Genomic DNA, 15759 nt, shown 5'->3' with positions numbered 1-15759 from the left:
CTATCATAGCGGAAATTACATGCAAACTTAACCAATTCGATATGCATCCGCTACCTTCGTATAGATTTTAAGCGGCGACATGGTACTCTTTAACAATTTTCTGCATCAGAACATGATATAAATCCCGCCTGACGGATCGATGCAGCTCTATAATTTTTTGAAGAAAAGCAGCTGATGGATTTGTATTAACCCCAGCGATGACTTCCTGAACCACATCCTCGTGCGTATTTGCATAGTAAGCAATTCCCTTTAAATCATATTCCCCGGTAACCAAAATATCATTAATAATTAAACGTAAAAAACCAGCTTCCAGCATTGCTTCCTCCATTTCGATGGTAAAATTCATTAAACGAAAAAACTCCTTATATTCGCACCTAAAAACCTCTTTTATCTCTTCACAGATCCGAGCAAATATTTCAGCTTCGAATAAAAGACTCTCTTCCTTTGTGAGCTTTTTAGGGTGAATTCCTATCAAATAACACCATGGTTGTATTGCAGACATAGCATCCTCTCTTTGTCTAATTTTTAATAAGCTCAGATAAATAACAATCCAATTTTACGAACTTCTTTCAATTCCAACTGGACTATTATTATAAGAACATTGAATTTAAAAAAATTGTAGCGGATAATTCTTACAATTTTTTTTCTTAAGAATTTAAGATAAGAATTAATGTGTATATTTTTTGAACATTGCGCAAGCCGCCCTCTCTCGATGAAGCGGGATCCAATCTCGTTTTCAATTCTGATTCAACATGCTATATAGGTTAGCCGTGCCTATTTGATTCAATAAATTTTTTATCGACCAATCCTGAAATACTTGATAGCATTTAACCAATTACTTCCAGGAAGATTAGTATGGATATTTTGACTTTTTTAATTGAACTAGCTCATACAACTCCTCAGCAACATCAGGAATTAACCTATTTAATTAATATGCAACCCATCGAAATTCAGGATGCTTTTTTATATAGCAATTCTTCTCTTTTGAAAAAAGCGCTTGTAAAAAATAATGACGATTGCTTTAGAAATGAACGAACGGTTGCTCAAATACGATATTAGTTTATGAAAAAAGGATCTCTGACAGTTGTTGGTAGCGGCATTAAGTTTATGTCACATCTGACTATCGAAGCTAAGAACTGCATTGAAAAATCAGAAAAAATATTATTTCTAGTTAATGAGCCCGCCATGAAAGAATGGCTCATTAAATGTAATCCATCCTCTCAATCATTAGAGAATGCTTACAATAGCCATACCTTTAGGATCGACTCATATAATGAAATGACAAATACAATTTTACATGAACTACAAAAAGGACAACACGTTTGCGTTGTTCTTGAAGGACATCCTACAGTTTTTGCTAAACCAGCTTTAGATGCTGTGGTCGAAGCCAAAAAAAAGGGATATAAGGCAATTATCTTACCGGGCATTTCGGCTGAAGATTATCTCTTCGCAGATATACATATCGATCCAGGCTCAACAGGTTGTCAATCTTATGAAGCCACAGATTTTCTAATTTATCGGAGATCATTTGATGGCTGCAGTCATCTTATTTTATGGCAAATTAGCGTAATAGGTTTACTTGAGAACAAATACAAACATGATAATAATCGGGGTATTCAAGCATTAGTTGATTATCTAAGCAAGTGTTATGATCTCCAGCATGAAGTTATTTTATATGAAGGAAGCCAGTACCCTCATATATCATCAAAAATTACTAAAATTCCATTAAAAGATCTTCCTAATACTGTTATTTCAAGGCTAACCACATTATATATTCCCCCAATTCGACAGCCATCATGTAATATAAATATGCTAAATAAGTTGGAACTAATATAACCATTTGAGCTCTAAATAATGATCGCTAAATCCCTTATTAACTTAATTAAAAATTATTTAAATAACTACAGAGGACTGCAAAAAGAGTGTTGGAAAACTATTATTTTAAATTTTATAAACTCTACACTTATTGGGATTTTTTACTTTTTGCCATTATATTTTTTAAATGAACTAAGATTTAGTATTGTAGTTTCTGGCTTTATTATATCATTTTACAGCCTAGGAACCATTTTTGGTGGAATAATTGGAGGCAAATTGTCTGACCAATTATCGCCAAAATTTATATCAATAGGAAGCCTCCTTATCCAAGGGGCAATCTATCTGGCCTTATTCATGGCTAAATCAGTAGCAATATTGATAATTCTCATTTTTTTCCTTGGCATCTCAACCTATGGGTTTATAACTTCCAATTTTCTCTGGACACTTTCTTACTGTAATAACAAAAAAGAAAAAATAAAATCGATTAATTTAATTGAAACAGCTTCAAACCTTGGCCTAGGCCTCGCTGCAATAATTATCGGAATTATTGCAAATTTCAGTTTTCGATATTTACTGCTTGGCGCAAGCATTATTTTGCTTTTGCTATCATTGTACCTAATTTTAACTTATCAACGTAGGCTTAATTTTAATGAAAAAATAGTAAGCAATATCCCAGTCAGCGATATAAGCAAAATAAAAAAATTAAATACGCTAAACCAATTAATTGTTTTCGTTATTATTAATTTATTTTTTGCTGGAATAATTATCTCTCAACTTAGCAGCACTTATTCAATTCATCTTCAAACTTTGTTTTCAGATTATGGCTATGGGAATTTTAGTGTCATATTTGCGCTTAATACTTTTTTAATTTTTTTATTACAAACACCATTAGCCAATTATTTTAGCAAATATAATCATATTATTATTATTGGAAGTGGTGTATTTCTTTTAGGGTTCGGCATGTATATGCTTGCTTTTTCTTTTTCATTTTACCTTGCAATTATGGGTTGTATTTTGTACACACTTGGCGAAATCCTTTTCTTCTCAGTGGCGCAACTAATCTGTTATGAGAACGCTCCCCTTAATAAAAAGGGATTTGTTCTTGGCACATACAGAATGGTATATGCTTCAAGTAGAGCTATTGGCCCAGCTTTGGGTGCGTATGTGTATGAATATTTGGGAAACAGTATATTGTGGTTTAGTTGTAGCGTTATTGGTATTTTTAGCTTATTTAGTGCCATTGCATTTAAAAGATTTGTTATCTTTAGAGTCGATACTGATGCAACCTCTGACAAATGGCGCATCAGCAGCGAACTTTCCAATTGAGCCCTCACCATTTAACGAACCCGCTTCAAATCTTTTATCAGCGAATGGGATGTCTGAGGAAGGCCGAATAACAGCCTGACGATCAGCTTTATTGTGAAAATAGTTAAAATTCACATTTTTTGCGATTTTTCCAATGATAGTATCAGAACATATATTTGAATCATTTGCTAACTCTTCACAAAAAATATTCATAATATGTTCTAATTCGAGTATTTCAACAATGGTACTTGAGCCTTCTCTTGATTTTGGGGAAAAAACATATGTTGAAGGATTTTGTAATGAATAATAAACAGGATATTTACTTTTTTCAAAATCAAAGTGGGCAGGTTGCATTAGGGTTGGAATATATTTTTTTAATCCATAGCAATCCAAAAATACTCTTTGAAGCAGATTTGCTGGTAAAGCATCGTTATTACATGACGGAACATAACCAGGAGCACCGCCTAATGCAGTTGTAAATAAATGTCGCGCTGTATCTGTCAAATAAGGGTTCGGTTTAAGATTTCTTTTTTCCTGTATAATAGAAAAAGCTATATCATAATAAACACGATTTCTTTCATACTCAAATTTTCGCCATGCAACTTCATGCAAATAAAGCTTTAAACTTATCCATGCTTTGTCGCTATGAAGCTTATTAACCCATTTTTCGCTGAAATACATTAAACATGATCGCCAATGGCAATTTAAGACATTGCTTTGAATAATCTCTTTAAAAACGTACCAATGTTCATATAAAGATTTAGGAGCCTGCCTTTGGACATTAAAGTCACGCCTCAAATTCACATAGTTTGAATTACATCCAATATTGGGCAACATAAAAGTTGAACGTACGCCAGATGTAACTGTCAGTAGCCCATTTGGTGCATAGACATGTCGACTTTTACACCCCAATATTGTTGAAAATGGAAAAAATTGTCCGGGAGAATAAATCAACCATGGAATGGTTATACCTTTATGCTTTAAATCTATAAAATATTCCAATTGTTTCTCAAGAACCATGCCCATTGGTGAACCGTCACTACCATAACCGAGATCTTTAGTAATCCCCTTAGGCGCTTCTGGATCTGACAACCGATAATAGCCGCCTTTACCATCTGGAAAATAGGAACTTGTTGTATCGCCCTTAAGAGCACCATAGGGAAGATACACAAGATAAAGTGGGAAAGTTTTATCTGGATTTAATTGATCCACTATATCAGCAAAAACTGGCTCTGCTTGAGCTACCCGTTCACGAATATCAGCCCAATAAACCTTAATAATTCCATTATTGTCATCTGTTATAGTTGCCATAAAGAAGCTTATCCATAAATTCTATGATTTTTTTAAAGGCTGATTTTTACTCGAGAGAATATTCTGCCGGGCATTTTTTTGCTGTAAGTATTGAAAACTTAATAAGCCAAAATTAAATGCAATTTTAATGATTAGACCAGGCTAGTCAATCGAATAGGCAATATAAAAAATAAAAAAATTCCGAATAATTAATTTAGATTATGATAAAGATTCTATTTTTTGCCTTTACTCTACCTCACCCCCTCCGGCGGCCCCCGAAACATAAAAGGCTCATTAGTCACCGCAGGTGAATAAATCGCATCCGAGAAAATTGGCGCAGGTGGAGCAGTATTGTTGGCACAGCCGTGTAATAACACCAGGGCAAGGAAAAAAGCGCCTGATTTGAGATGCATTTTTATCATGTCTTCCTCCATACATCCGCTGAAAACCAAACTTCACCAAAGATTGCCGCAATATCGGCCCACCTTCGATAGGACATTGATTTCAGTATAAAACAGAAGCCCAGGCCAACAGGTGAAAATTATTAAAACCCGCTATTTATCAAATATATATTGACAAACGAGACCAATTATGGTTAAAATTTCGCCTCATTCGATCTGTTAGTTCCAGAGAACTACAACAGAAAATTCTGAAACTTATTAAAAAAATTATAAAAACATTGCCCTAACAGATCATAACGTTAGGCGGCTTAAAAGAACCATCATCTGCGAGTGGTAAATTATGCATGAATTAGCACCTCTCATTTCTGACCTGACTGTTATGCTGGGTGTCGCCGGCATTGTCACGCTCCTGTTTCAGCGCATTCGTCAGCCTGTGGTACTTGGCTACCTGGTCGCCGGCATGATTATTGGCCCTTATATTACGCCGCATGGCCTTGTAACTGACATTGCCAATATCAAAATCCTTTCAGAGCTTGGCGTCATTTTCCTGATGTTTTCATTGGGACTCGAATTCAGCTTTCATAAACTGACGAAGGTCGGCTTTTCTGCGCTTATCACGGGCCTCTTTGATGTGACCATGATGATACTCCTGGGCTACGGCGCCGGGCGGCTGATGGGATGGGACCACAATAACTGCCTGTTTTTGGGTGCAATGCTTGCCATTTCTTCGACCACCATTATCTTTAAAGCCGTGGGCGAATTGGGCCTTAAAACCAAACGTTTTGCTGAAGTCATTTTCGGCGTGCTCATTGTAGAAGATTTACTTGCCATCCTGCTGTTAGTCGCGCTTTCTACCGTCGTCGTGACTAAAAATGTTTTTTCGCCAGAGATGTTATTCGCAACCATCAAATTAATTCTTGTTGTTGGCGCTTGGTTCTTGGCTGGCTACTTTCTGGTCCCTTCTCTTTTTAGACGTTTATCAAGCTACATCAGCCAGGAAACACTCACCATCGTCTCCGTTGCCCTGTGTCTCTTTCTTGTTTCCATCGCGGCTTACTTCCATTATTCGACCGCGCTGGGCGCATTCATCATGGGCTCCATTCTTGCCGAGACCGTGCTGGTCCACCGTATTGAAACATTAATCACTCCCATCCGCGACATTTTCGGCGCCATCTTCTTTATTTCCGTCGGCATGCTCATTAATCCCTTCATGATTGCCGAACAGTGGAAAGCCGTGCTGCTGATCACGCTCGTGTTGATGGCGGGCAAAGTCACTGTCATTTCCATTGGGACTTTCCTCACGGGGCAAAGTATCAAATCCGCCGTGCGCTCAGGCTTTGGTATGGCACAGATCGGTGAGTTTTCGTTTATCATCGCAACACTCGGCACCGCATTAAATGTAATTGATGAAAAACTGTATCCCATCATTGTGGCTGTTTCGAGTATCACGACCTTCACCACGCCCTATATGATCCGACTGTCAGGCCACATCGGTTTGACCCTTGAGAAAAAACTGCCTGAGCGTGTTAAATACTTTCTCGATAGTTATTCAGCCTGGGTCTATCGCACGCAAACACGCTCAAGCGAAAATTCGTTGCTACGCTCCGTGACGGTGCGGCTCATTCTAAACGGCATTATCGTCGCCATTGTCTTCACGCTGATAAACAAATTTGTTTATCCGGAAATTTTCAAAGTGGCCATACGCAAACAGAACGCTAAAATGCTAAGCGAACTGATTGCCATTCTGCTTTCTTCACCTTTTATCTGGGGCATGCTGTTTTCTTACAAACGGGCCGTGCTTCCCGAATATACGAAAACAACGCTTAACCCCGTCATCTTTCTGGTCTGGCTCATCACGCTCATTGAAATCGTCTTTCTTAGTGTTGTGTTCTTTCATACGTGGATCACGACAGCCGCTTTCATCACACTGGTCGCTGTCTACTTTGCGGTCGCTTACCGTCATCTGGAAAAATCCTATCAATGGTTTGAAGGACAGCTGATAGGCAACATCAAAAAACAGCCGGCGAAGCAGTCGCGTTACAAAGAACTCGCGCCCTGGGACACCCATTTTGTGGAAATGGAAGTGGGTGACAAATCACCTTTCATAGGCAAGATGCTAGGCGAATGCCTGATCCGCCAACGTTACGGCGTCAATATCGTCGCCATTCACCGCGGCCATCACACGATTCTTGCACCGCGCGGCGAAGAACGCATCCTGGATAACGATAAACTGATCGTCCTAGGCAACGACGAGCAGATTGATTTATTTAAAACTCAAGTGACGCTTTCCTCATCAGAACATGAGCAGATTGATCAGCTGGAAAATTTCGCCTTAAAGCCCCTTTTACTGGCGAAGGATCATCCGCTGGTAGGCAAAAGCATACGTGATTCCAGGATACGCGAAAACCTGAAAGGCCTGGTGGTCGGAATTGAGCGCGGCAACAACCGAATACTCAATCCTGATCCGGAAACCGTTTTAGCCCCAGATGATTTGTTACTGATTGTGGGTGAAGATGAAAGTATGCGGCAATTCTGCCTCAATACCTTGTCGTAAAAAATCATCGCCACTCAATCAAACGGCCGTCCTGAAAAACGATGACTTGCGGATCATGCCCGCTATAAGTGAATTCCGTCACTTCAACCGTATAAGTTTCCAAGGGAGACCGTTCTGCTGGCAGGCCACACACGGCTGCCACTCTTTGCGTACTATCACCGATGCCGAAAATGCCGCCGCACAAATTAGTGTTCACCGTATAATACGCCCAATTACCGCAACTGGTTTGCAACGTGGACAGCCTGTTACCTAATTGAATGTAGGCTTGCCTACATACCGGCAGCCAATAACGGTCATTGATATAAATACTAACCACCCGGTCGTTCTTAAATGACACAATCAATTGTGAAAAACCGCGATCGAACACGTGTCCTCTGTAATAAACCCACTGCTCAGCCGTATAAATCGTCCGAGTCGTTGTTCTTTTCTCCAGAGGCTCTCCGCATTGTTTTAAGACTTCAGAAACTGTATCACCCTTGTAAAGAATGCCGCGGCCGTTTGGACACGGCAGTGCATGGAGGCTTGCGGAAATCAGCAGCAATGACAACAGAAGAAAATATTTCATACAATTTTTTCCTACGCCTCAGGCTTCTTTTTATATTATATTCCCTTTGGCATAGCCGGACGGGGCGCGCAAAAAAGCCAATAAAATCCGTGACAATGGGTATTCATCCCTGCTTCTGCCTTACATGAGCACTCTCCACAATCGGTTTTTTTGCTGCTAAGATTCAGCATTCCATTATTGTTTAATAAGGACATTAAATTTGAAACGCTTTCGCCTCCTCTTTACTTTTGTTTTAGCTGTCCCCACGCTGACACTTAGCCCTGCAGCGCATAGTTCGCTGGTATCACGCTCGGCACCCGATTCCACACCGAGGGGCCCACATGCTACAGCATCGGCTGAATACCGTTTTCCTGCAACAACCGATAAAGCCATTCTTCCGGATAGAATGACAGAAATCTGGGCAAGAGTATTTTATCCCAAAGATGTCAAAAATCTTTCCGGCAAAGCGCCACTCATCGTCATGCTGCATGGCAACCACGGCACGTGTGGCATTGGTTCAAATCCGCGTAACGATAGCAGTTGCAGCTACACCATGTCTGGCACTTGTCCTAGCGGTTATGTTCCTACGCCCAATCATGAAGGTTACAATTATCTGGCGGAAAATCTGGCTTCCTGGGGCTACTGGGTCGTTTCTATTAATGCCAACCGCGGCATCACCTGTGGCGGCGGCGTAAGTGGTGACAGCGGTTTAAACCTCGCGCGCGGAAAATTAGTGCTCAAACACTTAAGCCTGCTTTACACATGGTCTACATCAGGCGGCGCACCTGCCTCGCTCGGCCTCGGTGCAGACGGACTCATTGGCAAAATTGATTTTGGCTCAGTCGGTTTGTTCGGCCATTCACGGGGCGGTGAAGGCGTGCGCGCTGCATATAATCTTTATTTGGACAAAGACAGCCCCTGGCCTGCTCAAATACCAGGCTTGCACGTCAAAGCGATTTTTGAAGTTGGCGCTGTGGACGGCCAGACATCGCGTGTGCTGGATGCCGATGGCACAGTTTGGAACCAATTGCTGCCCATGTGTGATGGCGATGTTTCCGATCTGCAGGGCAGGTATCCCTTTGAGCGCATGTTGCTTAATAAGTCCGAGGATCCTAATGCGCAAAAATCGCTTTATGAGGTATGGGGAGCCAATCATAACTTTTTCAATACTGAATGGCAGGAAAGCGATGCGTACGGCTGCAAGAAGGGCACGCCTATCTTCGATCCTGACAAGTCCAGTTCCGCTGAACAGCAAAAAGTGGCATTGGCAAGCGTGCCTGCCTTTTTTAGAAGCCGGCTGGGTACAGAAGCAAATCCAGGTTTTAATCAAAACTTTAATCCCCTTGATTCCTTGCCCGAGGCGGTCACACAAATCACGCAGATCGATCGGGATTTCACGCCTTCTCCGGGCGCGACAGAAACCCGCATCTTTGAAGATTTTGATCGCGACACGGGCACAAATAGTTCAGGCAACCCCAATGTCGCCAGCCAAATCACCATCGAGCATGTCAATATCAGTTCGTACCGTCCGCAAAGAGCGGCTTCACTTGCCTGGAAAGCAGCAGGAAAAAATACTTACTTCGAATCCATTTGGGCAGGTCCATCTCAAGGATATGATATCCGTGATTTCGCAACGCTCGATTTCAGGATTGCGCGCCGTGCCGATGCATTGAATAAGGCTCCAACAACGGATTTCAGCATTCAGCTTGAGGATGCAGCCGGCCAGCTTTCGTCCGCCATTCGCGTCAGCGAATATGCGAACATTAATGGGCCTGGCACTTCCAACCCCGTTCTGAAAACCGTACGCCTGCCGCTCAAGGCATTCCAGAATGTTAATCTCGCCAAAATTCGCGGTGTCCGCTTTACCTTTGACACAACCAAAACAGGGGCTTTGTATCTCGCCAATATCCGCTTGCAGCGACAGACAGGGTTCGGTGAAGAACAAACGAGAGCATCAACCCAAGCGTATTTAATACCCGCCTTGGCATCATCTACAGCTAGCACTCATCAGCAGAATTCGCTATCGCCTGTTTATGTCCCTGCCCGTCTTAATACGATACGCAGTATTCGGTTTGTGCAGCGAAGTCGTTTTGCAGCAGGGCGGCCGGCAGTTGAGATCCAGGTAGCGAGTGAAGTGCCTTTCCCCGCCATGAATCGTCTGCCTGTGCTTAAAATTGGCGATAAGGCATTTACATTGAGCCGCTATTCAGATCCTGACACGTTGAAAGAACTGACATTCACCCTCTCTGAAAAAGAGTACAACACGCTTTCTCCGGGCAGTGATGTCAGCGTGGAAAATGGAAAGATCTGGCAATTTGGCGCACTCAAAAACACGCTTAAATAGTTTCAGACTGTTTCCTCCCAGAGCATTTATCACCCGGCTTGCAGCCGGGTGATTTTTATGTGATATATCTAGATGGAGGAGATTGTCATGACGACCAAGATTCAGAATAAAAAATATAGCAAATTTATCGATGCGGTCCCTACAAGTCATTCACTTTATTATTTAGTTGAGAATGACCCGGACACCGCCGATGGTATTTTAGATTTGATCCTGGAAAATGATGATTTATTTTTACACTACATTACAAATATAGATCAGCTTGGGGTATTCGTCAGCACATTCAAGTACAGACAAGATGAAATCCTCTCACGTGTATTGATCTTCCCGACCGCTTCCGAGCTGATATCCGATACAGATGCTTTCATCCGATTACTCGCGCTATTTCAATTGCCCAAACAGCAGCACTGGATCGCAGAAGTTTTCACTTCGAATGAGACCTTGTTTAAAAAAATATTGCCGGACGAAGATACGCTCAGAATAGTAGAACGTTATCTTCCAGCCTATTTCCTGGCTGATTTATATAAAATTTATAATCACCCGCCAGAGGAAATAGTGAAAATAGCTATCGAAACAACCCATTTCAGGCTGCTTGATCTGCTGCAAAATGTCCTGCAAAGAAAACAGCAATGCCAGCTGTTAGGTGCAGGAGAGACAGACAGGTTAATGGCAACCATCCAGCAGTATCAAACAGACAAAAATGAAAATCTCGATGCCGCGGTAGCAGTCAGTCTGGAAGAATTAAAAAAAGTGCTGCTTGCGAAAATCCCCTCGCTTTTCAACCTCTGTTTGAATTTTTTTTCAACGCCAAAGTCATCCGGGACGGATCTGTCACCACTTCCAGATCCCTTGCGGACTGCCATTACAAACAGGCGCTTTATCGCTAAATGATAATGCAACTGTTTGATAGAGAATAAGCATCTTCATCCGGTCCAGCCTTAATTTCTGTTACCTTTTGAGCAAACAAAGACAAGCCCGAAACTTTTTCTGCGTGCTTGGCAAGCATTGGCGCAGCCGGTGATTTAATATTCATATAGCCATATTCTTTAAATAGCGCCATGATTTCATGCTTCTTCTTTTTATCGATCGACGCTAGCCAGGCGATTGCATTGTGGCCAGCTGAATCCTCTTTCAACGGCAGCTTATTATCCATTTCCAATAACAATGCCACGACTTTAGATGCGCCATTTATCATGGCATATTGTAATATGTTCGCCTTAAAGGAATTTTTTTCATTTTCCGGGTCGGCGTTGAACATAATATTGATCAAGGGAGGGCTGAATTTAAAAAGCGTATTTAACACTTCCACATTATCTTCAATAATTCTATTGGATAAAAATTCAAGAAAATTTTTGTCTTCTAGATCAATACAAAGCATACCGATTTTTAGCATGGAATCTAAGGACGCGGCGCTGCCATTCATATAAAGTTGATAATGATTACAGATAAAACCATCCAACAACAACCAGCGTGAAGAAAGTGGCAGATAACTTAAATCAGCGCCATAAGCAAAAAGCTCTGTTGCAATTTCAAGCTCATCTAACTCCATCGCGTAACAAAGCGCAGTCTTGCCAGCCGGATAAATATCCGCGTCTTCCTTTGAAGGAATGTCCAGTTTTATATATTTATTTTTAAGAAACAATCGCACGGCATCAATGTTTTCGCTTATAACCGCCATATGCAATTGAGTCAATCCGGTTTTTTCTTGCTGGTAATTAATACGAATATCAGGATGTTCCATGAGGGCAGTCAAAATATCCACATCGCCTGAATGGGCTGCAAGGTGTAAAGCAGTGTAGCCTGATTTTTTATTTTTACCTCCCACAGGTTGATTAACACGGATACGCTTGTCATTCAATAACAACCTGACTATCGGCTCATGGCCCCTTAAAACAGCAACATACAATGCACTATAATCATTCGCTATCAAGGCATTCGTTTCTAACGTCGGTGATGTTAACAGTGCGGCGACTTTACGCGTGTCGCCGCTGACAACGGCGAAATATAAGGCCGTATCATGATCATTATTTTTAATGTTTGGATCCGCACCCATCTTTATCAATAATTCGACTTCATGATGATCGCCGTCCCAGCAAGCCATCATCAGTGCATTCATCCCATCTCTTGCCTGTTTATCAATAAGCGTACGAAGGTTCATTTTAGAATTACGCTCATCAATGGCAATGAGTTCTTTTATTACATTTTCTATAGTCAGTTGATGGGAAGGCGCTTCTTCCAAATCATACACCTGGACTGACAGCGCAAATTTGTCGGTATAGCAATTTTTAAATCCATCAGGCAACAGCGCCAAGAAATGATTCAGGTTGGCAACATTAAAATGATGATAGCCATAGCGGCCGTTAGCATTAAAATAAATCAACTCATGTTCATCTGCCATATAGACATAAGCAGCGTGCCGACCAGCGCCAAAGCTTAAAAATTTCCCGGGTCTTAGCAGTAATTCAAAGAGTTTTTTTAATGTTGCTTCGTTATGAACCCAGGCCACGCAAATTTCAGGTTCAGCGATCAGATCGCAGCCGATAATTTCATTGATGGCTTTATGCGGAATTGCTTGGTTTTTCTGTAGTGTGGCAACATATTTTTGCAAAACAGCAAAATCATTTTCAATTTCTGGCGAAGCGTTCTTCTGATTCCATTTGGCAATGCGTAACAGCAATTTTTCGAAACCAATTAATTTTTCAACGGGAACAGATTCGGATAGTTTTTTATTCACTTGTCTGCGCAGAAACAAGCCCAATCCGGAAGTCAAACAATATCCAGCGCACAAACCACCCTGAAAACCGGGCAACTTTTCCCAACCTTGTTGGTCACAGAAAATCGACCACTGCCGATTAATATGATTTTGTGAAAGGTTGGTTTGAATTATTTTTTCTGCTAACTGATCAAGCAGGATGCGTACTTGATACAGCGAATCAAATTCACCGTCCCATTCCGCGATGTAATGAATGAATTCCTGAAAATCTGTATCCTGTTGATATTGATATGCGCCTTCTGACTGCAACCATTTTTCAATATGGATATCAGCGAATAAACCGTCTTTTTCAAATTGATGCCCGAGACCCAGATAATCAAAATACCGACACAGCAAATTTGCGATTCGTTGCCAGTTCATGCTCCACTTCTCGTTTTAGCCTTTTATCGTTTTGGGCACAATTAAGCTTTCGTTAATAATCATTAAACCGCTATAACAACCATAGCAAGTGGTAGTATAAAGGATAAAGTTTAATGTTTTATGAATAAAATGTTAAAAAAAACCCATTTCGTCGCGTTTTTCAAGCAATTCTATGCCTACAACAGAGTCATTGGGTTTGTCACGGTGCCTTATGGGTCCTCATCCCACTCATAGATATTGACTTGGCCAACGCCGCGTTTATCGCTATGTCTATATGGCGCTGAAGATCGAATCTCGACCTGATAGTAGCAAGGTGCCATAAAAGCACAACCATAAGTGCAAGGCATTGGCACGGGATAAACAGGTACGGCATAGACAGGCGCTGCAGGATAAACCATATAATACTCAGCATGCGCGTTGGTGCTGATCGTGATGAATAAGGCAAGAACGCTAAATTTTAGTAAACAAGCATATTTGCTTAAAACGTTTTTATCCATAAAACACTCCTCGTTTTTTATTTTATTTTAATTATATTTTAGCACTTGGTGCGTCGGATAGATGAACAGGGGCACTCTATTTTCTAAGCGCCTCATCTTACAAGAAAAATTCGCCCTGCAATGCGGTTGACGCTAGCATATAAATGGAATTTATATTGAAAACACACGCTTAAGCGTTTTGAAAACGAACGGAATCAAGTAAAATAGCGGAACAAGGACAGGAAACCTTCATGCAGAAAAGTATTAAAAACCACCTGCCGGCGCCCAGCTTCTGGCTATCACTGCTCATGCACTCGCTCTTGTTGCTGTATTTTTCATTGGTCCTTGTCTCGCCTGTTCCTAAGAACCAAAAATCACCGCATCTCTATGTTCCCTCCTATGTATATACAGGAAAAACTCCACATCAGCAGCAAACAGCATCCGCATCCTCAATTAAAACGCAATCGGAAGATGCGGGTACGCAACGTTTAACGAAAAAAACTGACACTACACGGTCTGAAACAGAGATGGGTGTACGTCCTAAGTCCATGCTGGCAGCAAGCTTTTCTGCGCTGCAGCAGATGCAACAGGAATCCATTACGTCGTCCTTGCAAACGCTTAAAGATATAGAACCCATTTATCTGGTAGGCGACTACAACCAAGTCGCCGATCCTTTGGTTAAATTACTTGGCAAAGCCCTTTCTGCCAATTTCAAATATCCTAAAATGGCAGGCGAATTTGGCATCAAAGGCAGGGTCGTGATTGGCATGACACTGCATCCTGAAGGCTATTTTTCCGATGTGCAAATTCTGCGGTCCAGTCAGCATCAGGACCTTGATGCAGCTGCATTATACGCCGTCAATCAGGCACCGCGAGTTAAAGGTGCAGACAGATTTCTCTCGGCGCCTAAACGCTTTGTAATTGGATTCGTATTTAGTTAAGCGCGTTACGATAAGGAGGACCGAATGAAAATCATTAAATTATATACAGGCGAAGATGGCAAATCGCATTTTATGGAAATGGATTGCGGGCAGGAAAAACAGCAGGCTTTAGGTGTTTATTCTAAGAAATTTCCGGCTTCCGGTATCCAGTTTAGGGATTCAGAACCCGATTTAGCCATGAACTGGCACAACGCACCCCAGCCGCAATATATCATTTATCTGGAAGGGCAAGTCGAGGTCCAAGCAAGCGGCGGCGAAACGCGCGTCTTTCACGCGGGGGACGTATTATTCGCTACAGACCTGACTGGACAAGGCCATATCAGCAAAGTACTCACCCAATGCAGGTCTGTCATTGTGACTACAGAATAAGGCTATCCTGAATGAACTGAGTTTGTTTTATACTCTGTCATCCTGAGCACAGCGAAAGATCTTCTATTGTGCATTTAAAAGTCATTTGAGCTAAAAACGCTCTCAGGACGACAGCTATTTCTGTAGAATCAGCATCCTTTGTCCAAAATAGCCAAAGTCCAGTTATACTAACTCCTTGGAAAATTACAGCGAGAATACTGCCATGGATATGGTTCAACTTATTCTGTTTGATGTCAGCCGCATCGGTATCGGAATCATCTTTTTAATTGCTGTGCTGCTCGATTTTCTGATGCGTCCTATGGTATTTGAGATGATGGCTCAGAAAAAAGTCCCCCTTCCCTGGCTCTTTTATTTAGGCGCGGTTGCCTGGAAAACCATTACCAGCATTGGACTGGTTTTTAATATCTACCCCTTTTGGGCAGCTATACTTTTGGCAGTTTATATTTTTCTGGCAACCTGTGTTTTCAATAATTTTTGGGCCGCTTCTTCCAGCGAAGAGCGCAATCAGCAAATGGTGGGATTCATGACCCATCTAGCTCTTTCTTTTGGCTTATTAGCCGTTGCAGGAGGGTATTATTACTCATAACCAA

General features: G+C 41.4%; 14 protein-coding genes. 9 read left to right on the top strand and 5 right to left on the bottom strand.

Features of this window, described 5'->3' with window-relative positions; all coding sequences use genetic code 11:
* Positions 1-67 precede the first annotated feature (67 nt).
* Positions 68-502 (bottom strand): hypothetical protein, encoded by a 435-nt coding sequence (locus AQUSIP_RS03180; protein ID WP_147277457.1) that lies wholly within the window; start codon positions 500-502, stop codon positions 68-70.
* A gap of 353 nt (positions 503-855) precedes the next feature.
* On the opposite strand from AQUSIP_RS03180, the gene AQUSIP_RS03175 reads away from it, so the two are divergent.
* Genes AQUSIP_RS03175 through AQUSIP_RS03165 form a run of 3 tightly spaced genes read left to right on the top strand, consistent with a single transcriptional unit; the run spans position 856 to position 3141 of the window.
* Complete coding sequence (locus AQUSIP_RS03175) at positions 856-1059, top strand: hypothetical protein (RefSeq protein WP_114833546.1); 204 nt, start codon at positions 856-858, stop codon at positions 1057-1059.
* A gap of 3 nt (positions 1060-1062) precedes the next feature.
* The gene (locus AQUSIP_RS03170; RefSeq protein ID WP_114833547.1) at positions 1063-1836 is read left to right on the top strand and encodes an SAM-dependent methyltransferase; all 774 of its coding nucleotides are present in this window, start codon (positions 1063-1065) and stop codon (positions 1834-1836) included.
* Between the two features lie 18 nt (positions 1837-1854).
* Positions 1855-3141: an MFS transporter gene (locus tag AQUSIP_RS03165; RefSeq protein WP_114833548.1), complete on the top strand. Its 1287-nt coding sequence runs from the start codon at positions 1855-1857 to the stop codon at positions 3139-3141.
* On the opposite strand, the gene AQUSIP_RS03160 is transcribed toward AQUSIP_RS03165, so the two are convergent.
* Positions 3043-4431 (bottom strand): hypothetical protein, encoded by a 1389-nt coding sequence (locus tag AQUSIP_RS03160; RefSeq protein WP_114833549.1) that lies wholly within the window; start codon positions 4429-4431, stop codon positions 3043-3045. The genes AQUSIP_RS03165 and AQUSIP_RS03160 overlap by 99 nt on opposite strands.
* Before the next feature lie 720 nt (positions 4432-5151).
* Here AQUSIP_RS03160 and AQUSIP_RS03155 point away from each other — a divergent pair.
* Positions 5152-7365, top strand: coding sequence for a cation:proton antiporter (locus AQUSIP_RS03155; protein ID WP_114833550.1), 2214 nt, complete (start codon positions 5152-5154; stop codon positions 7363-7365).
* A gap of 4 nt (positions 7366-7369) precedes the next feature.
* Here the strand turns inward: AQUSIP_RS03155 and AQUSIP_RS03150 are convergent, their stop codons facing one another.
* Entirely contained in the window at positions 7370-7930 is a 561-nt protein-coding gene (locus AQUSIP_RS03150; RefSeq protein WP_114833551.1) for a DUF2845 domain-containing protein, read from the bottom strand.
* Positions 7931-8129: 199 nt separating this feature from the next.
* On the opposite strand from AQUSIP_RS03150, the gene AQUSIP_RS03145 reads away from it, so the two are divergent.
* Together AQUSIP_RS03145 and AQUSIP_RS03140 are read left to right on the top strand one after the other, a co-directional pair.
* Positions 8130-10253 (top strand): alpha/beta hydrolase, encoded by a 2124-nt coding sequence (locus AQUSIP_RS03145; RefSeq protein ID WP_114833552.1) that lies wholly within the window; start codon positions 8130-8132, stop codon positions 10251-10253.
* Between the two features lie 87 nt (positions 10254-10340).
* Positions 10341-11141: a hypothetical protein gene (locus tag AQUSIP_RS03140; protein ID WP_114833553.1), complete on the top strand. Its 801-nt coding sequence runs from the start codon at positions 10341-10343 to the stop codon at positions 11139-11141.
* Here the strand turns inward: AQUSIP_RS03140 and AQUSIP_RS03135 are convergent.
* Positions 11134-13383 (bottom strand): ankyrin repeat domain-containing protein, encoded by a 2250-nt coding sequence (locus tag AQUSIP_RS03135; RefSeq protein ID WP_114833554.1) that lies wholly within the window; start codon positions 13381-13383, stop codon positions 11134-11136. The two genes, AQUSIP_RS03140 and AQUSIP_RS03135, sit on opposite strands and share 8 nt — an antisense overlap.
* Before the next feature lie 209 nt (positions 13384-13592).
* Positions 13593-13880 (bottom strand): hypothetical protein, encoded by a 288-nt coding sequence (locus tag AQUSIP_RS03130; protein WP_114833555.1) that lies wholly within the window; start codon positions 13878-13880, stop codon positions 13593-13595.
* Between the two features lie 230 nt (positions 13881-14110).
* On the opposite strand from AQUSIP_RS03130, the gene AQUSIP_RS03125 reads away from it, so the two are divergent.
* The 3 genes from AQUSIP_RS03125 (at position 14111) to AQUSIP_RS03115 (ending at position 15755) form a co-directional block, all read left to right on the top strand.
* Positions 14111-14800: an energy transducer TonB gene (locus tag AQUSIP_RS03125; RefSeq protein ID WP_114833556.1), complete on the top strand. Its 690-nt coding sequence runs from the start codon at positions 14111-14113 to the stop codon at positions 14798-14800.
* Positions 14801-14824: 24 nt separating this feature from the next.
* Entirely contained in the window at positions 14825-15169 is a 345-nt protein-coding gene (locus AQUSIP_RS03120) for a cupin domain-containing protein (RefSeq protein ID WP_114833557.1), read from the top strand.
* Between the two features lie 202 nt (positions 15170-15371).
* On the top strand, positions 15372-15755 hold the full coding sequence (locus AQUSIP_RS03115; RefSeq protein WP_114833558.1) for a DoxX family protein: 384 nt from the start codon (positions 15372-15374) through the stop codon (positions 15753-15755).
* The last annotated feature ends 4 nt before the right edge of the window (positions 15756-15759 follow it).

Source organism: Aquicella lusitana, from assembly GCF_902459475.1.
GTDB lineage: Bacteria > Pseudomonadota > Gammaproteobacteria > DSM-16500 > DSM-16500 > Aquicella > Aquicella lusitana.
The sequence above is the reverse complement of the archived record's forward strand: the minus strand, read 5'-3'. Positions and strand labels throughout refer to the sequence as shown.